General features: G+C 66.2%; 21 protein-coding genes. 15 read left to right on the top strand and 6 right to left on the bottom strand.

The features are described from left to right. Positions 1–11 precede the first annotated feature (11 nt). From API01S_RS12990 to API01S_RS12980, 3 genes are all read right to left on the bottom strand, one after another. Positions 12–893, bottom strand: coding sequence for a LysR family transcriptional regulator (locus API01S_RS12990; RefSeq protein WP_039882408.1), 882 nt, complete (start codon positions 891–893; stop codon positions 12–14). Positions 894–1,121: 228 nt separating this feature from the next. Further along, entirely contained in the window at positions 1,122–2,990 is a 1,869-nt protein-coding gene (gene ilvD, locus API01S_RS12985) for a dihydroxy-acid dehydratase (protein WP_039882410.1), read from the bottom strand. Positions 2,991–3,133: 143 nt separating this feature from the next. After that, positions 3,134–4,024 (bottom strand): LysR family transcriptional regulator, encoded by an 891-nt coding sequence (locus API01S_RS12980; protein ID WP_050728667.1) that lies wholly within the window; start codon positions 4,022–4,024, stop codon positions 3,134–3,136. 116 nt (positions 4,025–4,140) lie between these two features. Here API01S_RS12980 and API01S_RS12975 point away from each other — a divergent pair, with 116 nt between their 5' ends. Both API01S_RS12975 and API01S_RS12970 read left to right on the top strand, forming a co-directional pair. Next, positions 4,141–4,686, top strand: a complete 546-nt coding sequence (locus tag API01S_RS12975; RefSeq protein WP_050728576.1) for a GNAT family N-acetyltransferase — start codon at positions 4,141–4,143, stop codon at positions 4,684–4,686. Beyond that, a complete protein-coding gene (locus tag API01S_RS12970) occupies positions 4,683–5,873 on the top strand; it encodes an MFS transporter (RefSeq protein ID WP_050728575.1) in 1,191 nt (396 codons plus the stop codon). The genes API01S_RS12975 and API01S_RS12970 overlap by 4 nt, the downstream gene beginning before the upstream one ends. A gap of 31 nt (positions 5,874–5,904) precedes the next feature. Here the strand turns inward: API01S_RS12970 and queC are convergent, their stop codons facing one another. Then, positions 5,905–6,624: a 7-cyano-7-deazaguanine synthase QueC gene (gene queC / locus API01S_RS12965; RefSeq protein ID WP_006216041.1), complete on the bottom strand. Its 720-nt coding sequence runs from the start codon at positions 6,622–6,624 to the stop codon at positions 5,905–5,907. A gap of 165 nt (positions 6,625–6,789) precedes the next feature. Between queC and ppc the strand changes: the two genes are divergently transcribed. The 4 genes from ppc (at position 6,790) to API01S_RS12945 (ending at position 13,094) form a co-directional block, all read left to right on the top strand. After that, a complete protein-coding gene (ppc, locus tag API01S_RS12960; protein WP_050728574.1) occupies positions 6,790–9,639 on the top strand; it encodes a phosphoenolpyruvate carboxylase in 2,850 nt (949 codons plus the stop codon). A gap of 233 nt (positions 9,640–9,872) precedes the next feature. Beyond that, positions 9,873–10,808 carry a 3-hydroxyacyl-CoA dehydrogenase family protein gene (locus tag API01S_RS12955; protein ID WP_061304710.1) on the top strand — a complete coding sequence of 312 codons (936 nt, stop codon included), beginning with the start codon at positions 9,873–9,875 and terminating at the stop codon, positions 10,806–10,808. A 180-nt stretch (positions 10,809–10,988) separates the two neighbouring features. Continuing rightward, positions 10,989–12,329, top strand: a complete 1,341-nt coding sequence (locus tag API01S_RS12950) for a short-chain fatty acid transporter (protein ID WP_061304707.1) — start codon at positions 10,989–10,991, stop codon at positions 12,327–12,329. Positions 12,330–12,365: 36 nt separating this feature from the next. Then, positions 12,366–13,094, top strand: coding sequence for an SDR family NAD(P)-dependent oxidoreductase (locus API01S_RS12945; protein ID WP_006216047.1), 729 nt, complete (start codon positions 12,366–12,368; stop codon positions 13,092–13,094). A gap of 46 nt (positions 13,095–13,140) precedes the next feature. Here API01S_RS12945 and API01S_RS12940 read toward each other — a convergent pair whose 3' ends face one another. Continuing rightward, positions 13,141–13,923 (bottom strand): IclR family transcriptional regulator, encoded by a 783-nt coding sequence (locus tag API01S_RS12940; RefSeq protein WP_039882413.1) that lies wholly within the window; start codon positions 13,921–13,923, stop codon positions 13,141–13,143. Positions 13,924–14,117: 194 nt separating this feature from the next. Between API01S_RS12940 and API01S_RS12935 the strand changes: the two genes are divergently transcribed. From API01S_RS12935 to API01S_RS12910, 6 genes are read left to right on the top strand one after another with little or no spacing between them, the layout of a single operon-like run. Next, positions 14,118–14,798, top strand: coding sequence for a 3-oxoacid CoA-transferase subunit A (locus tag API01S_RS12935; RefSeq protein WP_006216049.1), 681 nt, complete (start codon positions 14,118–14,120; stop codon positions 14,796–14,798). Then, on the top strand, positions 14,795–15,439 hold the full coding sequence (locus tag API01S_RS12930) for a 3-oxoacid CoA-transferase subunit B (RefSeq protein WP_006216050.1): 645 nt from the start codon (positions 14,795–14,797) through the stop codon (positions 15,437–15,439). Before API01S_RS12935 ends, API01S_RS12930 begins: the two co-directional genes overlap by 4 nt. A gap of 15 nt (positions 15,440–15,454) precedes the next feature. Beyond that, entirely contained in the window at positions 15,455–15,730 is a 276-nt protein-coding gene (gene catC / locus API01S_RS12925) for a muconolactone Delta-isomerase (protein ID WP_006216051.1), read from the top strand. Positions 15,731–15,742: 12 nt separating this feature from the next. Beyond that, positions 15,743–16,039, top strand: a complete 297-nt coding sequence (locus tag API01S_RS12920; RefSeq protein ID WP_006216052.1) for a YciI family protein — start codon at positions 15,743–15,745, stop codon at positions 16,037–16,039. Between the two features lie 52 nt (positions 16,040–16,091). Beyond that, positions 16,092–16,871: a 3-oxoadipate enol-lactonase gene (pcaD, locus tag API01S_RS12915; protein ID WP_006216053.1), complete on the top strand. Its 780-nt coding sequence runs from the start codon at positions 16,092–16,094 to the stop codon at positions 16,869–16,871. A gap of 4 nt (positions 16,872–16,875) precedes the next feature. Then, positions 16,876–17,916, top strand: coding sequence for a cyclase family protein (locus API01S_RS12910; RefSeq protein WP_050728572.1), 1,041 nt, complete (start codon positions 16,876–16,878; stop codon positions 17,914–17,916). 101 nt (positions 17,917–18,017) lie between these two features. Here the strand turns inward: API01S_RS12910 and API01S_RS12905 are convergent, their stop codons facing one another. Next, positions 18,018–18,344, bottom strand: a complete 327-nt coding sequence (locus API01S_RS12905) for a PsiF family protein (protein WP_006216055.1) — start codon at positions 18,342–18,344, stop codon at positions 18,018–18,020. 353 nt (positions 18,345–18,697) lie between these two features. Here API01S_RS12905 and API01S_RS12900 point away from each other — a divergent pair, with 353 nt between their 5' ends. From API01S_RS12900 to API01S_RS12890, 3 genes are all read left to right on the top strand, one after another. Beyond that, entirely contained in the window at positions 18,698–19,039 is a 342-nt protein-coding gene (locus tag API01S_RS12900; RefSeq protein ID WP_006216056.1) for an FxLYD domain-containing protein, read from the top strand. Between the two features lie 181 nt (positions 19,040–19,220). Beyond that, a complete protein-coding gene (locus tag API01S_RS12895) occupies positions 19,221–19,871 on the top strand; it encodes a carbonic anhydrase (protein WP_050728571.1) in 651 nt (216 codons plus the stop codon). Positions 19,872–19,943: 72 nt separating this feature from the next. Beyond that, entirely contained in the window at positions 19,944–20,552 is a 609-nt protein-coding gene (locus API01S_RS12890) for a glutathione S-transferase (RefSeq protein ID WP_050728570.1), read from the top strand. Positions 20,553–20,669: the final 117 nt, after the last annotated feature.

Genomic DNA, 20,669 nt, shown 5'->3' with positions numbered 1-20,669 from the left:
GGCGCGCGGCCTCAGACGCGCCCCGCGAAGAAGTCCAGAAAGCATGCAATGCGCCGCGACAGCTGCGTGTTGCGGTGGTACACGGCGTGCATCGGTTGCAGGTGATCGCTGTACACGCCTTGCATCACCTTCACCAGCCTGCCGGCCGCGATGTCTTCGCGCACGACGAAGTCCGACAGGCAGGCAATGCCCACGCCGCGCAGCGCCAACTGGCGCTGCGTTTCTCCGCTTGAAGTGGCCAGCGTGGGCGTGGCCTGGAAGCTGGACCCGCCCGCGTGCTTGAGCGGCCACAGGTTCAGGCTTTCGGGCTGCGTGAAGCCCAGCACTTCATGCTGCGCCAGGTCCTCGACCGTTTCCGGCGCGCCGCGCCGCGCGATGTAATCCGGGCTGGCCATCATCCAGCGCGGCGACGGCCGCAACGCGCGCGCATGCAGGGTGGAATCGGTGAGCGGACCCATGCGGATCGCGATGTCGGTGCGATGCTCCATCAGGTCGACGATGCGATCGTTGCTGGTCAGCTCCAGCGTGATCTCGGGATACTCGCGCCGGAAGTCGCCCACGTGCGGCACGACACAATGCAGCATCACCGGCACCGACGCATCCACGCGCAAGCGGCCCGCCGGCCGCTGATGCACCATGCGCATGCACTCTTCGGCCTCTTCCAGCGACGCGATGATCTGGCGCGCCTTGGGCAGGAAATGCGCGCCCTCTTCCGTCAGCTCCATGCGGCGCGTGGTGCGGTTCAGCAGGATCACGCCCAGGTCCTCTTCCAGCCGCGACAGGGCACGGCTGACGCCGGACGCCGTCTGGCCCAGCAGTTCGGCGGCGGCGCTCAGAGAGCCCGCGTCCACCACGCCGAGGAACACGCGCAATGCGTCGGAATTCAATGCCATGTGGGTAGCCTTTTGCGTCGGGTCGCAAGCCGCGCGACGCCGTGCGTGCGTCATGCAAGGTCAGCAAGCCGGCGCGTGCGCCGATAGGAAAGTTTCGCCAATGTACTGCGTTTGCGCGCAGGCGGATGCAGGCCGCACCACCACGCGGCAGCCCATGCGAGGCGCCGCGCGAAGACAAAAAAATGGCGCCCGCAAAGGGCGCCATTCTTGCCGCGTGCAACGCTGCGATCAGCGCTTGGCTTTTTGCTTCAGTTGCGACAGATCGCGCACCGCGCCGCGATCGGCCGACGTCGCCAGCGCAGCGTAGGCTTGCAGGGCCTGCGACACCACGCGCTCGCGGCCGACGGGTTCCCAGCCGTCTGCGCGCGCGTCCATCGCGGCGCGGCGGCGGGCCAGTTCTTCGTCGGACACGGCCAGATGCATCTTGCGGTTCGGGATGTCGATTTCGATCACGTCGCCTTCTTCGACCAGCCCGATCGTGCCGCCCTCGGCCGCTTCCGGCGAAGCGTGGCCGATCACCAGGCCCGACGAACCGCCCGAGAAACGGCCGTCCGTGAACAGGGCGCAGGTCTTGCCCAGGCCCTTGGACTTCAGGTACGAGGTGGGGTACAGCATTTCCTGCATGCCCGGGCCGCCCTTGGGGCCTTCGTAGCGGATCACGACCACGTCGCCCGCCACGATCTTGTCGCCCAGGATGCCTTCAACGGCGTCGTCCTGGCTTTCGAAGACGCGCGCACGGCCGGTGAAGACCCATTGCGATTCGTCCACGCCCGCCGTCTTGACGATGCAGCCCTTCTCGGCCAGGTTGCCGTACAGCACGGCCAGCCCGCCATCCTTGGAATAGGCGTTTTCCTTGCTGCGGATGCAACCCGTCTTGCGGTCGGTGTCCAGCGTCAGGAACGTGGCGTCCTGGCTGAAAGCAACGGTCGTCGGGATGCCGCCAGGGGCCGCGCGATAGAACTTCTGCGCCGCTTCGCTCGCGTCGCCGGCCACGTCCCATTGCGCAATGGCGTTGCCCAGCGTGCCGCTGTGCACGTTGCCGCAGGACAGGTCCAGCAGGTCTGCGCGCGCCAGTTCACCCAGAATGCCCAGGATGCCGCCGGCGCGGTGCACGTCTTCGATGTGGTACTTGTCGGTGGCGGGCGCCGCCTTGCACAGGCACGGCACCTTGCGCGAGATGCGGTCGATGTCGGCCATCGTGAAGTCCACGCCCGCTTCCTGCGCGGCGGCCAGCAAGTGCAGCACGGTATTGGTCGAACCGCCCATGGCCACATCCAGCGCCATCGCGTTCTGGAACGCGCTCTTGGTGGCGATGTTGCGCGGCAGGACGGATTCGTCTTCTTCAACGTAGTAGCGGCGGCACAGGTCGACGACCAGACGGCCGGCCTGTTCGAACAGGCCCTTGCGCCATGCATGCGTGGCCACGATGGTGCCGTTGCCCGGCAGCGCCAGGCCGATGGCTTCGGTCAGGCAGTTCATCGAGTTGGCGGTGAACATGCCGGAACAGGAGCCGCACGTGGGGCACGCGCTGCGTTCGACTTCGGCTACTTCGGCGTCCGACACCTTGGGGTCGGCGGCCTTGATCATGGCGTCGATCAGGTCGATCTTGGCGATGACCTTGCCGTCGGTGGGCGACTTGACCTTGCCCGCTTCCATCGGACCGCCCGACACGAACACGACCGGGATGTTCAGGCGCATGGCGGCCATCAACATCCCCGGGGTGATCTTGTCGCAGTTCGAGATGCAGACCATGGCGTCGGCGCAGTGCGCGTTGACCATGTATTCGACCGAGTCGGCGATCAGTTCGCGCGACGGCAGCGAATACAGCATGCCGCCGTGGCCCATGGCGATGCCGTCATCGACGGCGATCGTGTTGAATTCCTTGGCGACGCCGCCAGCGGCTTCGATTTCCTTGGCGACCAGCGCGCCCAGGTCGCGCAGGTGCACGTGGCCCGGCACGAACTGCGTGAACGAGTTCACTACCGCGATAATCGGCTTGCCGAAATCACCGTCCTTCATGCCAGTGGCGCGCCACAAGGCGCGGGCGCCGGCCATGTTGCGGCCGTGGGTCGATGTGCGGGAACGGTAGTGCGGCATGTTGTGTCTCGAGTGCTGTTAGCGTGGCGGCAAAACGCTAAATAATACGCTGGATCGGGGCGGCGCTGCCCAATGGCCGGATGGTCCGTGGGATTTGGCGCTGCCCTGGACGCAGCGGCGGCCATCAGGCGGACGCCTTGCCGCTAGCTCCGCAAGGCCAGCAATGCGTCCTGCAGATGGCGCAGGCCTCGGCTGACCGGCTTGTCGCGCCGCATCACAATGGCCAGCTCGCGCGACAGGCGCGGCGTCAGCGAGCGCAGCACCAGCGCATCGCGCTGCCCCGCGCCCGAGACGGCCAGCCGGGGCAGGATCGCGCAGCCCAGGCCCGCCGCCACGATCTCCTTCATGGCCTCGGTGCTGCCCAGCTCCATCACGGGCTTGGCGGCGATGCCGGCCGCTTCGAACCAGTCATCGACCAGACGCCGGGTGCGCGCGCCCGGCTCGAACAGCACCAGCGGCCACGGCGCCAGGGCCTGCGGCGTGACCAGGGCGGGGATGGCGGCGACGTCGCGTGCCGGGAAAATGGCGACGAATTCATCTTCCAGCACGGGCGTGACCTGCAACATGCGGCCCGGCGCGGGCAAGGTCACCAGGCCCATGTCCAGCGTGTTGTTCTCCAGGCCGCGCAACATGTCGGCGGTGTTGCCGGTGCTGGCCACGATATCCAGCGCGGGAAAGCGCCGGCGCAACTGCGCCAGGATGGGCGGCAGCAGATAGGTGCAGGCGGTGGCGCCCGTGCCCAGCCGGATGCGGCCGGATACCTGCGAGGCGTGCGCGCTCATGGCCTGTTCGGCCTGCGCCAGCGCCGCGTCGATCACCCGGATATGGGTCAGCAGCTCCAGCCCCGCCGCCGTCGGGCCGGCGCGGCGGCCGACCCGCTCTACCAGCTTCAACCCGAAGCGCCGTTCCAATTGGCGGATTTGCAGGCTGACGGCTGGCTGCGTCACGCCGCCCCGATCCGCCGCCGCAGAAAAGCTGCCCAGCTCGATGACCTGCGCGAAGGTGCGCAGGTGGTCCAGATTGAGGCCACGCATGGCGATCACCGAAAGTTTTGCTTATGAAAATCATAACGGACCAAAGCTTTATTAATGATTCTGCTTGCGCCACACTGGCGGCTGGCTTCATCCCTGTCCCGCCTTCCCTCTCTCTCATGTCGCCCCACACCCCCACCGTCCTCATCCGCGACAGCGCGGATGCCGACCTGCCCGCCATCAAGACCATCTACGCCCATCACGTCGAACACGGCACCGCGTCGTTCGAGCTGGAACCGCCGTCCATCAACGAAATGCGGCTGCGCCGCGCCAGCGTGCTGGAACGAGAGATGCCATACCTGGTGGCCGAGATCGACGGCGAAGTGGTCGGCTACGCCTACGTCACGGCGTATCGTCCGCGCCCCGCCTACCGGCACACCGTCGAGGACTCGGTGTACGTCAAGACCGGCCGTGCCGGCCTTGGAATAGGCGGCAAGCTGCTGGCCGCGCTGGTCGAACGCTGCACCGCCGCCGGCTGGCGCCAGATGCTGGCGGTGGTGGGCGACAGCCGCAACGCCGCCTCGCTGGCGCTGCACGCCAGCCAGGGCTTTCATCCCGTCGGCACGCTGCGTTCGGTGGGCCACAAGCATGGAGAATGGCGCGACACGGTGCTGATGCAGCGCAGCCTGGGCGAAGGCGACACCACGCCGCCGCAGCGGCCGTGATCGCGGCACGCGCCGTCGTCTGCCTGGGCCTGACCCAGCTGGTCAACTGGGGCGTCACGTTCTATCTGATCGGCGCGTTCGGCCCGGCCATGACGGCCGACCTGGGCTGGAACGCCGCTGTCGTCCATGGCGGATTTTCCGCCGCCATCGTCACCATGGCGCTGATGTCCCCGCTGGCGGGACGGGCCGTGGACCGCTGGGGCGGCCATCGCGTGATGCCGGCCGGCGTGCTGGTGGCGGCGGCCGGCTGCGTGCTGCTGGCCGCAGCGCATACGCTGCCGACCTACTACGCGGCGTGGCTGCTGCTGGGCGTGGGGATGCGCTTGTGTTTATACGACGCCGCCTTTGCCTCGCTGGCGCGTGTCGCCGGCCCCACGGCGCGCCGCGCGATGTCGCAGATCACGCTGTTCGGCGGCCTGGCGTCCGCGGTGATGTGGCCGGCCGGCCACGCACTGTCTGGCTGGCTGGGCTGGCGCGGCGCGGTGCTGGTCTATGCCGCGCTGGCAGTGGCGACCTTGCCGCTGTATCTGGCGCTGCCACGCCATCGCTACGCCGCCCCCGCCTCCGTCGCCAATCACGCCGGCGCGGGCCTGACCCGCAACGCGTCCGATCGCCGCGTGGCCGGCACGCTGTACGCGGTGATCGCCATGCTGACGAACTTCCTGGCCGCCGGCAACGCCGCGCATCTGATCGCGCTGATGATCGGCATGGGCGTGGCCAGCAGCGCGGCGGCCAGCGTGGCCGCGTTGTGGGGCCTGGGCCAGTTTGCCGCCCGCATGGCCGACGTGACGCTGGGCGCCAGACTGCATCCGCTGACCCTTACGTGGGCCGTCACCGCCTTGATGCCGCTGTGCTTCGTGCTGGCGTGCCTGTCGGATGGCAACCTGTACGCCATCGCCGCCTATGCCTTGCTATACGGGGCCTGCAACGGTTTGCTGACCATCACGCGCGGCACCTTGCCGCTGGCCTTGTTCGATTTCCGCAGCTATGGATCGCTGGTTGGCGCGCTGCTGATTCCCAGCTTCCTGCTGACGGCCACCGCGCCCGTGGCCTACGCGTTCCTGATCGAAACCCAAGGGGCGCGCGCGGCCATGGCGATGTCGGCGGCATTGGCCAGCGCCATCGCGGCGGCCGCGTTTTTGTTGAGACGGCGGTTTATCCACCGGGTGGCGCCAGCGCCCGCCTAGCAGCGCAGCGCGCGCGCGCGCCGGCCCGCGTTCAGCCTTCGGCGGCCGAGGCGACCACCCATTTTTCCCAGCCGATCTTGCGCAGCTTGCAGGCCGGGCATTCGCCGCAGCCGTAGCCCCAGTCGTGCCGCGCGCCGCGCTCGCCCAGATAACAGGTGTGGCTTTCTTCGACGATGGTTTCCACCAGCGCGTCGCCACCCAGCTGATACGCCAGCGCCCAGGTCTCGGACTTGTCGATCCACATCAGCGGCGTCTCGATCGTCACCCGCGAGCCCAGCCCCAAACCCAGCGCGACCTGCTGCGCCTTGATGGTGTCGTCGCGGCAATCGGGATAGCCCGAAAAATCCGTTTCGCACATGCCGCCCACCAGCACATCCAGCTGTCGCCGGTAACCCAGCGCGGCCGCCAGCGTCAGGAACAGCAGGTTGCGCCCCGGCACGAACGTATTGGGCAGCCCGTTGGCCTGCATCTCGATGGCGCGGTCGCTGGTCATGGCGGTATCGCCCACCTGGCCCAGCACCTTCAGGTCCAGCAAGTGGTCTTCGCCCAGGCGCGGCGCCCAGTCCGGAAAGTTCGCGCGGATGTCGCGCAGCACGTTCAGGCGGGCCGATAGTTCGATGTGATGGCGTTGGCCGTAATCGAACGCCACGGTCTCCACGTGGGCATAGCGGTCCAGCGCCCACGCCAGGCAAGTGGTGGAATCCTGGCCGCCCGAGAACAGCACGAGCGCGCGACGTTGATGATTTTGCATAAAGGGGGCTTCTAGAAAGACGAAGGGACACCGTGAACTTTAACCGAGACAAAGCGACGTTCCCGTCAGGAACGCTGCGTAAAATCAATCGGTCCGATTTTCCCGGTAGTGCCGCAACGCCCACGTTTTCTTACTTACTTCCTTTTCCGACGGAACCTCCGCCCGATGAAAGCCAGCCGCCCGCAGTCCGATTCCGCAGAACCCTTGCGCCACGATATCCGCCTGCTAGGGCGCTTTCTGGGCGCCGTGATTGCGGAATGCGAAGGCAAGCGCGTGTTCGACACGATTGAAACCCTGCGCCGCACCGCCGTGAAGTTCCGGCGCGAGGGCAACGAGGCGGACAGCAAGCTGCTGGAACAACGCGTCAAACGCCTGCAAGGCAACGACCCGAATTCGGTGGCGCGCGCGTTCAGCTACTTTCTGCACCTGGCCAACATTGCCGAAGACCGCGACCAGAACCGCCGCCAGCGCGCGCGCGCCATGGCGGGCGACACCGCGCCGCGCGGCAGCCTGCGCGATGCCGTACAGACATTGGGCAAGCAGGGCGTGAGCGTTGCGCGCATCCGCCGCCTGCTGGCCGATGCCAGCGTGGTGCCGGTGCTGACCGCGCATCCCACTGAAGTGCAGCGCAAGAGCACGCTGGACGTGCACCGCGAAATCGCGCTGGCGCTCACCCAGCGAGACGGCCCGCTGACCCCCGAGGAACTGGCCGAACTGGACGCCGCCCTGCTCGGCCGCGTCGCCACGCTGTGGCAGACCCGCATGCTGCGTTACACGCGGCTGACGGTCGCCGACGAGATCGAGAACGCGCTGTCGTACTACCGCAGCACCTTTCTGCAAGTCATCCCCCGGCTGTATGCGGACCTGTCCAAGCTGCTGAACCGCGAACCGGCCAAGCCCTTCGCCGCGCCGCCCGCGCCCCTGGAACCCTTTCTGCGCATGGGCAGCTGGATCGGCGGTGACCGCGACGGCAACCCCAACGTGGACGCCGGCACGCTGGAACGCGCGCTGCTGCGCCAGGCCACCGTGCTGTTCGAACACTATCTGCAAGAGGTGCACGCGCTGGGCGCGGAGCTGTCGATCACGACCTTGCTGATCTCCGCCGACCCCGAACTGCTGGCGCTGGCTGACAGCAGCGGCGACGATTCCCCCCACCGCAGCGACGAACCCTATCGCCGCGCGCTGGTCGGCGTCTACGCCCGCCTGGCCGCCACCGCGCAAGCGCTGACCGGACAGGACCTGGCGCGCCGCAGCACCGTGGCCGCGCCCCCGTACCAAGCGCCGCAAGAGCTGTCCGCCGACCTGGCCGTGATCGCGGCGTCGCTGGCCGCGCATCACGCCGCGCCCATCGCGCGGCTGCGCCTGTCGGGCTTGCAGCAAGCCGTCCAGGTGTTCGGCTTTCACCTGGCCACCGTGGACCTGCGCCAAAGTTCCGACGTGCACGAACGCGCGCTGGCCGAATTGTTCGAACGCGCCGGCACGCAGCACGAGGGCAAGCCGCTGGACTATCTGGCGCTGGACGAAGACGCACGCGTGGCGATCCTGCGCACCGAACTCGCGCAAGCGCGCCCGCTGGCATCGCCCTGGATCGCCTACAGCGAAGACACCACGCGCGAACTTGCCGTGCTGCGCGCCGCCGCCGCGGGCCGGGCGCGCTATGGCAAGCAGGCCGTGCGCCAGACCATCGTGTCGCATACCGAGACCTTGAGCGATCTGCTTGAAGTCATGGTGCTGCAAAAGGAAGCCGGCCTGATCGCGCCGGCCGGCCAGGAGCTGGACGCCGACGACGGCTTGATGGTGGTGCCGCTGTTCGAGACCATTCCCGACTTGCAGCGCGGGGCCGACATCATGGCCGCGTGGCTGGACCTGCCCGAAGTGCGCCAGCGCGTGAAGCAGGCGCAGAACGGCGCGCAGGAAGTCATGCTGGGCTATTCGGACAGCAACAAGGACGGCGGCTTCCTGACGTCGAACTGGTCGCTCTACCAGGCCGAACGCGCGCTGGTCGACGTGTTCTCGGCGCGCAACGTGCGCCTGCGCCTGTTCCACGGACGCGGCGGTTCCGTGGGCCGTGGCGGCGGCTCCAGCTTTGACGCCATCCTGGCGCAGCCGCCGGGCACCGTGGCCGGCCAGATCCGGCTGACCGAGCAGGGCGAAGTCATACAAAGCAAGTACAAGGATGCCGAAGTCGGCCGCTGGCATCTGGAATTGCTGGTCGCCGCCACGCTGGAATCCAGCCTGGCGCCGCGCGCCGAAGCCACCAGCGCCGAAGACGCGCACATGGCCCAGCACGGCCCGGCCATGTCGTTCATGTCGGAAACCGCGCAGCGCACCTATCGCGGCCTGGTCTACGACACGCCGCGCTTTGCCGAATACTTTTTCGCCGCCACGCCCATCAGCGAAATCGCGGGGCTGAACATCGGTTCGCGGCCGGCCTCGCGCAAGAAGGGTCAGCGCATCGAAGACCTGCGCGCGATTCCGTGGGGCTTTTCGTGGGCCCAATGCCGGCTGATGCTGACGGGCTGGTATGGCATGGGCTCGGCCATCGAAGCCTATCTGGAAGTGGGCGCGCCCGAGGGGCCGCGCTCGCGCCGCGCACGGCTGGCGCAGCTGCGCGAGATGGCGCGCGACTGGCCGGCGTTTCGCACGCTGCTGTCCAACATGGAAATGGTGTTGGCCAAGTCCGACCTGGCCATCGCGGCGCGCTATGCGCAGTTGGTGCCGCAGCGCGGCCTGCGCGAACGCGTGTTCGGCCTGATCAGCGCCGAACATGGCCGCACGCTGTCGATGCTCAAGCTGTTGACCCAGCGTGAGTTGCTGGCAGACAGCCCGACGTTGCAGGAATCCCTGCGCGAACGCTTCGCCTATATCGACCCCTTGAACTATTTGCAGATCGACCTGATCCGGCGTCACCGCGCCGCGCAGAACAACCCCCGGGCGGATATCGACGAACGCGTGCAGCGCGCCATACACCTGACGATCAACGGCATCGCGGCCGGGCTGCGCAATTCGGGCTAGGTGGCGGCAGCGTCCACCTGCCGAACACCGCAGAAGCGCCGTTTGTCCACCCCTGGCAACTTTTAGTACTATCCCTGACAGAAATTCTATACACGCACAAATGTTCGTATATAGAACAAAAAGATCTTTCTGGCCGCGCCGCACAGGAAGGCACCCGAGGACGAGACAGAGATCACCCTGGTTCCCCGCGTGCCTGCCTGCAACGCCCGGCTGCAAGCACCAAGCGAACTGTCATGGATACTCCCCTCAAGAATCTCGCCGTCATCGGCGCAGGCGCCATGGGCAGCGGCATCGCGGCCCTGTTCGCCTCGAAGGGACTGAACATCGTCCTGATCGATCCGATGCCCGGCGCGCTGGACCGCGCGCGCGCCGTCATCGACCGCCAGCTGAACGTCTACGCCCCCGACCAGGTGCAGGAATCCCTTGCGCGCATCCGCATGGACGCCAGCCTGCAAGCGGCCTCGACCAGTGAACTGGTCATCGAGGCCGTGCCCGAAAACCTGGAACTCAAGCGCGGCCTTTTCGCCCAGCTTGACGCGCTGTGCCCCGCGCATACCCTCTTCGCCACCAACACCTCGGGCCTGTCCATCAATGCCATCGCCAGCGCCGTCGCGCGCCGCGACCGCTTCGTGGGCACCCACTTCTTCACGCCCGCCGACGTCATTCCACTGGTGGAAGTGGTGCGCAACGACGAGACCTCCGAAGCCACCGTCGCGCAGGTCATGGCGACCTTGCGCTTTGCCGGCAAGCGGCCGGTGCTGGTGCGCCAGGACATCCCCGGCTTCATCGCCAATCGCATCCAGCACGCGCTGGCGCGCGAGGCCATTTCGCTGTTGGAAAAGGGCGTGGCCAGCGCCGAAGACATCGACGAAGTGGTCAAGTGGAGCCTGGGCATCCGGCTGGCGCTGTCCGGCCCGCTGGAACAGCGCGATATGAACGGCATCGACGTGCACTACGCGATCGCCAGCTACCTCTACAAAGATCTCGAAAACCGCACCGAGCCGTCGGACCTGCTCAAAAGCAAGGTCGACAGCGGCCAGATCGGCGCCAAGAGCGGCCAGGGTTTCTATACCTGGAGCCCCGAGCGCCGCGAACGCGTGCTGCGCGAGAAAAGCGCGGCGCTGGGCGAATTGACGGCATGGCTGAACAGCAAGGCCGACGACTCCTGACGGCGTTTCCACCCCAATTCCACAACAGATAAGGCGCGAGGGCTTCCCCCCATCGCGCCATCGGGCCACGCGCCCCGCCACACAAAGAAAACCAATCGTCGATCCCGCGCGCGCATCGCCACCCGATGGCGCGCGGGTCCAGACACCAGAGAACCCGCCTACGGAGTTGTTGGAGGCACCATGAATAAACTCGCTTCATTCTTTACCGAGCTGATGCGCAAGTATCTGCCCGATCCCTTTGTCTTCGCGATCGCGCTGACCCTGCTCACCGTGCTGCTGGCCATGGGCATCGAAGGCCAGAGCCTTGGCGACGTCACCCGCGCCTGGGGCAAGGGCTTCTGGAGCCTTCTGGCGTTCACGACCCAGATGGCCGTGATCCTGGCCATGGGCTACGTGCTGGCCACCGCGCCGCTGACCGATCGCCTGTTGAACCGCATCGTCAGCCACGTGCACAAGCCGCACACCGCCATCATCGTCGCCACGCTGGTGGGCGGCGTGGGCAGCTACCTGAACTGGGGCTTCGGCCTGGTCATCGGCGGCATCGTCGCCAAGAAGCTGGCGCTCAAGGTCAAGGGCGTGCACTACCCGCTGATCATCGCGGCGGCCTATAGCGGCTTCACCATGTACGGCCTGGGCCTGTCCGCCAGCATCCCGGTGCTGGTCGCCACCCCCGGCCACCCCACCGCCAAGCAGATGGGCACCATCCCGCTGTCGGAAACCATCTTCTCGGTGCCCATGCTGATCACCAGCCTGGTCATCATCATCACGCTGCCGCTGCTCAACGCCTGGCTGCACCCCAAGAAGGGCGAGAAGATCGTCGAAGTGGACCCGGCCATCGACCGCGACGCCAACGCGTCCAACGCCGTCGAAGACATGCTGGAAAAGGGCACCATCGCCTCGAAGCTGAACAACAGCCGCATCCTGAGCCTGCTGATCGGCGCGCTGGGCATCGCCTACGTCACGTTCCACTTCATGGACGGCGGCTCGCTGGACCTGAACCTGATCAACTTCATCATCCTGTTCCTGGGCATCATCCTGCTGGGCACGCCGGCCGCCTACGTGGCCAAGCTGACCGAAGGCATCAAGACGATTTCCGGGATCATCCTGCAATACCCGTTCTACGCCGGCATCATGGCCATCATGGCCGCCTCGGGCCTCGTGACGTCGATCTCGCAGGTGTTCGTTGATTTCGCCACGCCGGCCACGCTGCCGTTCTGGGGCCTGATCAGCTCGTTCTTCATCAACTTCTTCGCGCCCTCCGCTGGCGGCCACTGGGTGATCCAGGGTCCGTTCATGATCGACGCCGCCAAGGAAATCGGCAGCGCCATGAACCAGACGACGATGGCTGTCATGCTGGGCAATGCCTGGAACGACCTGGTGCAGCCCTTCTGGATCCTGCCGGCGCTGGCCCTGTCCAAGCTCAAGCTGCGCGACGTGATGGGCTACACCGTCATCATGATGCTGTGGGTGGGCGTGATCCACATCACCGCAGTGCTGGCCTGGGGCTACGCGACGCACTGATCGCTAGCGCTTTCATTGAACAGACTGGAAACCGATATGAGCAAACCGACTGCGTATCTCGTCACTGGCGGCAGCGCCGGCATAGGCGCCGCCATCATCCGCATGCTGCTGGAGGCCGGCCACAAGGTGGTCAACATCGACTACCGCCTGCCCGAGAATCCGCCAGCGGGTCTGGTCTCGTATCAGGCCGATCTGACCGATGAAGCGCGCACCAAGGAAGTCGCCGCCGAAGTCACCAGCGCCTACAACATCGTGGGCCTGGTCAACAACGCCGGCGCAACGCGCCCGGGCACGGCCGACACGGCCACCCTGGCCGATCTGGACTATGTGGTGAACCTGCATCTGCGCACCGCGCTGATCCTGGTGCAGGCCGCGCTGCCCGCCATGCGCGAAGCCGGCTTCGGCCGCATCGTGAACATGTCTTCGCGCGCGGCGCTGGGCAAGCCCGAACGCGTGGTCTATTCGGCCACCAAGGCCGGGCTGGTGGGGCTGACCCGCACGCTGGCCATGGAGCTGGGCGGCGACGGCATCACCGTCAACGCCATCGGGCCCGGCCCGATCGCCACCGATCTGTTCACCAAGAGCAATCCGGCCGGCGCGCCGCAAACCGAACGCATCATCAACAGCATCGTCGTCAAGCGGCTGGGCACGCCGGAAGACGTGGCGCGCGCCGCCATGTTCTTCCTGTCGCCCGACAACGGCTTCGTGACGGGCCAGATGCTGTACGTGTGCGGCGGCACGACGCTGGGCGTCGCCCCCATCTGAGCGCGCAATGACCGCCCGGCTCGACCTGCCCGCCTGCCCGCCGCTTCTAGCGGCGCAGCAGCGCGTGGTTGATCTGGTCGGCGGCGTGGCGCAACGGTGGAAGAAAGGCCTCCAGCATGGCCTCGCGCGTGAAACGGTTGGATTGCCCGCTGACGTTCATCGCGGCGATCACGCGGCCGCTGCGGTCCACGATGGGCACCGCGACCGACTGCAAGCCCGGCTCCAGTTCCTGCGCCACGCAGGCGTAGCCATCGGCGCGCACGCCGGCCAGCAGGCGCTTGAGTTCGGCGATGTCGGTGACCGTCTGGGGCGTGTACGCCTGGATCTGGCTCATCGCCAGCACGCGGTCCAGTTCGGGTTCGGGCAGGCCCGCCAGCAGCACGCGGCCCATCGACGTCACCCACGCCGGCAGCCGGCTGCCCACGGCCAGGTTGATGGTCATCACCTTGTGCGTGGACAGGCGCAGGATGTAGACGATGTCGGCGCCTTCCAGCACCGACACCGAACACGATTCGCGCGTCTGCTCGGCCACCTCTTCCATGTACGGCAACGCCAGGTTCCACAGCGGCGTGCCGGACAGGTAGGCGTAGCCCAGTTCCAGGATGCGCGGGGTCAGCGAGAACTTGCGGTCGAACGCCGTGACGTAACCCAGGTGCTCAAGCGTCAGCAGGATGCGGCGCGCACCGGCTCGGGTCAGGCCCGTGACGGCGGCGACTTCGGACAGCGTCATCTGCGAACGGCCGGGGCCGAAGGCCCGGATTACCGACAGGCCGCGCGCGAAGGATTGCACGTAGCTGTCGCTGGGCTGTTGAGGATCTTGCTCGGCCATCCGTATGGTCCCAAGAGTAAAAAGCTCGCCGCTGGCGAGCCGTTCGTTGCCATTGCGGGCAACGCCAAACGATGGAGGACCGTCATGCGCCGGCTTGCCTTGACGCTGTACGGTCCCCATGAAACGATGTTCTCCACAAGAACGAAAGTTCTAAGGAAGAACAAATTATGACACGCCACCTATGAGCGAACATCATGATCTCTAAGCTTGTTGCAAGCGCGGCGGCCGCCCTGGCGGACGTACCCGACGGCGCCACCGTCATGATCGGCGGCTTCGGCACCGCCGGCCAGCCCATGGAATTGATCGACGCCCTGCTCGAACAGGGCGCGAAAGACCTGGTCATCATCAACAACAACGCCGGTAACGGCACCACCGGCCTGGCCGCCCTGCTGGGCGCCAACCGCGTGCGCAAGATCATCTGCTCGTTTCCGCGCCAAGTGGATTCGCAGATCTTCGACGGCCTGTACCGCAGCGGCAAGATCGAACTTGAACTGGTGCCCCAAGGCAACCTGGCCGAGCGCATCCGCGCCGCCGGCGCCGGCATCGGCGCGTTCTTCTCGCCCACCGGCTACGGCACCCCGCTGGCCGATGGCAAGGAAGTGCGCGAGATCAACGGCCGTCACTACGTGCTGGAATATCCGCTGCACGCGGACTACGCGCTGATCAAGGCAGAGCGCGGCGACCGCTGGGGCAACCTGGTCTACCGCAAGACCGCCCGCAACTTCGGCCCCATCATGGCAAGCGCCGCGCGCGTGGCCGTGGCGCAGGTGCGCGAAGTGGTTGAACTGGGCGCGCTGGACCCCGAAACCGTCGTCACCCCCGGCATCTTCGTGAAGCGCGTCGTGCAGATCGACGCCGCCAAGGAGCAGCAATGAGCACCAAACTGACCCGCGACCAGATCGCCGCCCGCGTCGCGCAGGACATCCCTGAAGGCGCCTACGTCAACCTGGGCATCGGCCTGCCCACGCTGGTGGCCAACCACCTGCCGGCTGACCGCGAAGTCATCCTGCATACCGAAAACGGCATGCTGGGCATGGGCCCCGCGCCGGCCAAGGGCGAAGAAGACTACGACCTGATCAACGCCGGCAAGCAGCCGGTCACCGAACTGCCGGGCTGCTCGTTCTTCCATCACGCCGATTCGTTCGCGATGATGCGCGGCGGCCATCTGGACATCTGCGTGCTGGGCGCGTTCCAGGTCTCGCAGCACGGCGACCTGGCCAACTGGCACACCGGCGCGCCGGACGCCATCCCCGCCGTCGGCGGCGCGATGGACCTGGCCATCGGCGCGAAAGACGTCTTCGTGATGATGGAACTGCAAACGCGTGAAGGCCAGAGCAAGCTGGTCCAGGCCTGCACCTATCCGCTGACCGGTGTGCGCTGCGTATCGCGCGTCTATACGGACGTAGCCGTGTTCGACATCCGCGCCGATGGCGTGACCGTGACCGACATATTCGGCGACGTCACCGCCGACGAGCTGCTGGCGCTGACCGGCCTGCCGCTGAAATTTTCCCGCTAATCAGGAGTCCTCATCATGCTGTTCATGGTTGAAATGCAAGTCAATCTTCCCGTCGACATGCCGGCTGAACGCGCCGACAAGCTGAAGGCGGACGAAAAGGCCCTGGCCCAGCAACTGCAACGCGACGGCAAGTGGAAAGAGCTGTGGCGCGTGGTCGGCCGCTACGCCAACGTCAGCATCTTCGACGTCGAAAGCAATGACGAGCTGCACACGCTGCTGGCCTCTCTGCCGCTGTTTCCGTACATGGACATCAACGTCACGGCGCTGGCGCGCCACCCCTCGGCGATCTGACAGGAGCACTGCATGCCCTACATCATCGAAACCTTCGACAAGCCCAACCACCAGGAAGTACGCCAGCAGCACCGCGCTGCGCATCTGGAATACCTGGACGCCAACAAGCAGCTGCTGCTGGCGTGCGGCGCCAAGCTGCAAGACGACGGCAAGGACGCTGGCGGCGGCCTGTACATCGTTGACCTGGACACGCGCGAAGCCGCGCAGCAGTTCATCGACGCCGACCCGTTCTCGCAGGCCAATCTGTTCGACCGCGTGACCATCACGCGCTGGCGCAAAGCCTACGTCGACGGCACCTGCCACCTGTAATCCCCCAGCGGCCGCCCTTGCGCGGCCGCCGTTTCATCCGAGGTAATCCCACATGGCTTACGCCGATCTCAGCCACGCCCGGCTGTTCTACGTCATCGATGGCCCGGCCGACGCGCCGGTGCTGGTGCTGTCCAATTCGCTGGGCACCTGCTCCGACATGTGGGCACGGCAGATTCCTGAATTGACCCGCCACTTCCGCGTGCTGCGCTACGACACCCGGGGCCATGGCAAGTCGTCGATTCCCGACGGCGAATACACGTTCGCGCAACTGGCCGGCGACGTCGCCGAACTGCTGGCGCACCTGAACATCGAACGCGCGCATTTCTGCGGCCTGTCGATGGGCGGCCCCACCGGCATCGCGCTGGCGCTGTCGCATCCGGAACGCGTCGGCAAGCTGATCCTGTGCAACACCGCCGCGCGCATCGGCTCGGCGGAAGGCTGGAGCACCCGCATCGCGGCCGTTGCCGAGCAATCGCTGGAAAAGATGGCGCCCACGCTGGTCGAACGCTGGCTGACCGACGGCTACCGCGCCGCCGAACCGGGCCTGACGCAAGTGCTGATCGACATGCTGCGCCGCACGCCGGACGCGGGCTACTCGGCCAACTGCGCCGCGCTGCGCGATGCCGACTACCGCGAACAGGTCGCCGCCATCACCGCGCCCACCCTCGTCATCAGCAGCACGCACGATCTGGCCGCCACGCCCGCCCAGGGCCGCGAGCTGGCCGCTGCCATTGCCGGCGCGCGCTATGTCGAACTGAACACCTCCCACATCTCGAACTGGGAGCAACCGGAAGCCTTCACCCGCGCGGTCGTCGACTTCCTGACGGAGTAACCGCATGCAGCGCTGGAAACATCGGCCCGAAGGCTCCAACTGGGGCGACTTCGGGCCCGACGACCAACTTGGCCGCCTGAACCTCATCACCGAAGAACAGGTCTTGAAAGGCGCGCGCGAAATCCGCGCCGGCAAGACGTTCTGCCTGTCGTTGCCGCTGGACCTGCCGGGGGGCAACGTGCTGAACCCGCGCCGCCATCCGCCGCAACTGAGCCCGACGCGGCTGGCCGACACGCCCTACCTGAACTTCCCGCTCAAGAACGTCAACCCCGACGCGCTGGACGTGTTGAGCGACGACCAGGTGCTGCTGTCGATGCAATATTCCACGCAGTGGGATGCGTTGGCGCACGTAGGCGCGCTGTTCGACGCCGATGGCGACGGCACGCCTGAATTGCGCTACTACAACGGCTTCGAGGCCGGCGTGGATGTGGTCGGCCCGGCCGATGGCGAGCACACCGGCTGCGGTTGCGGCACGGGAGGCCCGTCCGCCGCGTTGAAGCTGGGCGTGGAAAACCTGGCGCAAAAAGGCATGCAGGGGCGCGGCGTGCTGGTGGACCTGTTCCGCCACTACGGCCCAGGCCGCACGCTGATCGGCCATGCCGAGCTGATGCATGTGATCGACACGGACGGCATCACGGTCGAACGCGGCGACATGCTGGTGCTGCGCACCGGCTACGCCGAGGCCGTCGTCGCCATGAACGGCACGCCGGACCCGCAGGTGCTGCACACCTACGGCGCGGCGCTGGACGGCACCGACGCGGCCTTGCTGCAATGGATCACCGACAGCGGCATCGCGGCGATCTGCGCCGACAACTACGCGGTCGAGGCGTACCCCGCGCGGGAAAAGACCGGCCCGCGCGCCATGCTGCCGCTGCATCACCACTGCCTGTTCAAGCTGGGCCTGCCGCTGGCCGAGCTTTGGTATCTGAAGGATCTGGCGGACTTCCTGCACGCCAATGGCCGCCATCACTTCATGCTGACCGCGCCGCCGCTGCGCCTGCCGCACGCGATCGGTTCGCCGGTCACCCCGATCGCCACGGTGTAGACCGAAGGGCGACGCAAAAAGCGCCAGGCTTTCGTCTGGCGCTTTTTTTTGGGGATTGCGGATTCAGCCTGGTCGCGGCGTCGAAAGCCGGCGAAGGCCGATCAGCCCTTCAGGCAGGTGCTCATGAAGGTCTTGCGGGCGTCGCCGGTCAGCTTCTGATCGCCGGCCTTGGCGTTGCAGTCCTTCATCTTTTGCTGCTGCGGGGTCAACTTCTTTTCCGGCGCGGCCGCTTCGCCCTTCAGGCAGCTGCTCATGTAGGCCTTGCGGTCATCGCCCGTTTTACCGGTGGCGGACTTGTTGCAGTCGGCCATGCGCTGCTGTTGCGGCGTGGGCGTCTTGGCGGGCGCGGCGGGGGTCTGGGCATAGGCCCCGAAAAAACATGCGGACAACACAATGGCCGAGGCCAACTGGCTAGTACGGGAAAGCATGAGTTTCTCCCTTGCGTTAGACGCCCGCCTTCGCGGATACACGCTTGAAAGCGGGCCTTCGGCCACGTGCCGACCCGGCAATCATCGAACAAAGCGCTCCGCACTGCAAGCTTCGAAAAGTTAGGAAAATACAAGGCCGAAAGATCTCAATTTAGAGACATTCCGACGCATCTTTGTCAGTAGGCGACGAATCTGGGAACAACCCATGCAACCTGTTACCGATTCATCCTTTCGACCCGTTGTGCAGGGCTTCGGAAAGGTGTGAGATACCCCTGTCCGCGTCGCTACGCGGACGACGCAAAGGGCGGCGCGGACAGTCAAGCGCCCCCTGCGCCGGCACACAGGAGACCGCCATGAAACTTGCCCACGCTTTTACCGTCGTCATGCTTGCCGGCCTGTCCGGCGCCGTCAGCGCACAAAGCCTGACTTACGGCGTCACGCTGGGCAACGTGCAGGCCGTGCGCGACACCAACATCAACATGTCCACCATCACCGGATCTTTGGCCAACCTGTCGGGGCGGCCGGTCTCCAGCGCCGTGCTGACCTACGTGCTGTACGACGCGCAGGGCCGTGAAGTGGGCCGGGTCAACGAAGACGTGATCGGCCCCATCCAGCCGGGGCAGATCCGGCTGGTCAAGGCCACCACGCCGCTGCAATTCACCAAGGTCACGGTGCTGGACGTGCGCGCGCAATAGGATTGCTTGCCTCGCCCGGGTCAAAAACCCTGATTCGAGCAGGGTTTAGACAGGGGGTTGTAGGGACAAATATGGGAAAATTCCGCTTGCCGACTCGATAACAGGGGCTTCCAAACGAAGCCCCTTATTGCGTCTGTCGGCGTGCCAGCAAGCCTGGCCTCGTTACTAGGAAGTGACCATCATGTTTCCCAAAAGACTCACCGAAGGCTATCAATCGTTCCTGGACGGCCGTTTCCATTCGGAAAGCAGCCGCTATCAGAAGCTGGCTGAACTCGGGCAAAGCCCGGAAATTCTTCTCATTGGCTGCTGCGACTCGCGCGTATCGCCTGAAGTGATCTTTGACGCCGGGCCCGGCGAGATGTTCGTGGTGCGCAACGTGGCCAACCTGGTCCCGCCCTGTGAACCGGATTCGGAATCGTCTTATCACGGCACCAGCGCCGCGATCGAATTCGCCGTCAACGGCCTGAACGTCAAGCACATCGTCGTGCTGGGCCACGCGTCCTGCGGCGGCATCCGCTCGTTCTTCGACGACGCCAAGCCGCTGTCCAAAGGCGACTTTATCGGCAAGTGGATGTCGCAGATCGAACCGGTGGCCGAACGCCTGGGCCCCAGCGACGGCGACCGCCAGACCAAGCTCAAGCGCCTGGAACTGGCCGTGGTCGAACACAGCCTGAACAACCTGATGACGTTCCCGTCGATCCGCCGCCGCGTTGAAAAGGGCGAGCTGGAACTGCACGGCACGTACTTCGGCGTGGCAACCGGCGTGCTGTTCCTGCGCGATCCGGCAACGGGCGAATTCAATCCCTGCCTGGAAACCGGCGTCACCGGATAAGTCGCATATCCGGTACGCTTGCGGCTGCTTTTCGCTTTCACCAAAGACGCTACGCAACCGACAAGGACCGATATGAAATTGTTTTTCTCGCCGGCATCTCCCTTCGTGCGCAAATGCATGGTCATTGCGCACGAACTGGGCTTGACCGACCGCATCGAAAAACTGCCCAGCGCCGCTGGCCCCGTCGCCCGCGACAAGAGCATCATCCCCAGCAACCCGCTGGGCAAGGTGCCCACCTTGATCACGGACGACGGCCAGGTGCTCTATGACAGCCGCGTCATCTGCGAATACCTGAACGATCTGGGCGGCGGCACGCTGTTCCCCGCGAACGGCCCCGCGCGCTGGCAGGCGCTTGCCGATCAGGCCTTGGGCGATGGCGTCATGGATGCCGCGCTGCTGGCCCGCTACGAAGTCGCGCTGCGTCCCGAAGCGCTGCGCTGGACCGACTGGGTCGACGGCCAGATGAGCAAGGCGCACGACGCGCTGGCGCAGCTGGAAAAGAGCGTGACCCGACTGGACGGCCGGATGGACATCGGCACGATCACCATCGCCTGCGCGCTGGGCTATCTGGACTTCCGGTTCGGCAGCTACGACTGGCGCGGCGCCCACCCTGGCGTGGCCGCCTGGTTCAAGGCCTTCAACGCCCGCCCCTCCCTGCAGGCGACGCTGCCCCCCGCCTGACACGGTTACGCCTTGCATCCTAGTGCGACGGGCTGACACGACACCACGACCGCCACGCGGTAAATTTTGGTCTTGTCAGCCTTCGCCGGACGCCCGCCATGGGCGGCTGTCGACTCG

The sequence above is a fragment of the Achromobacter piechaudii NBRC 102461 genome (assembly GCF_001571245.1).
GTDB lineage: Bacteria > Pseudomonadota > Gammaproteobacteria > Burkholderiales > Burkholderiaceae_B > Achromobacter > Achromobacter piechaudii.
Note: the sequence above shows the minus strand (reverse complement) of the source record. Positions and strands in the feature narration are given on the sequence as shown.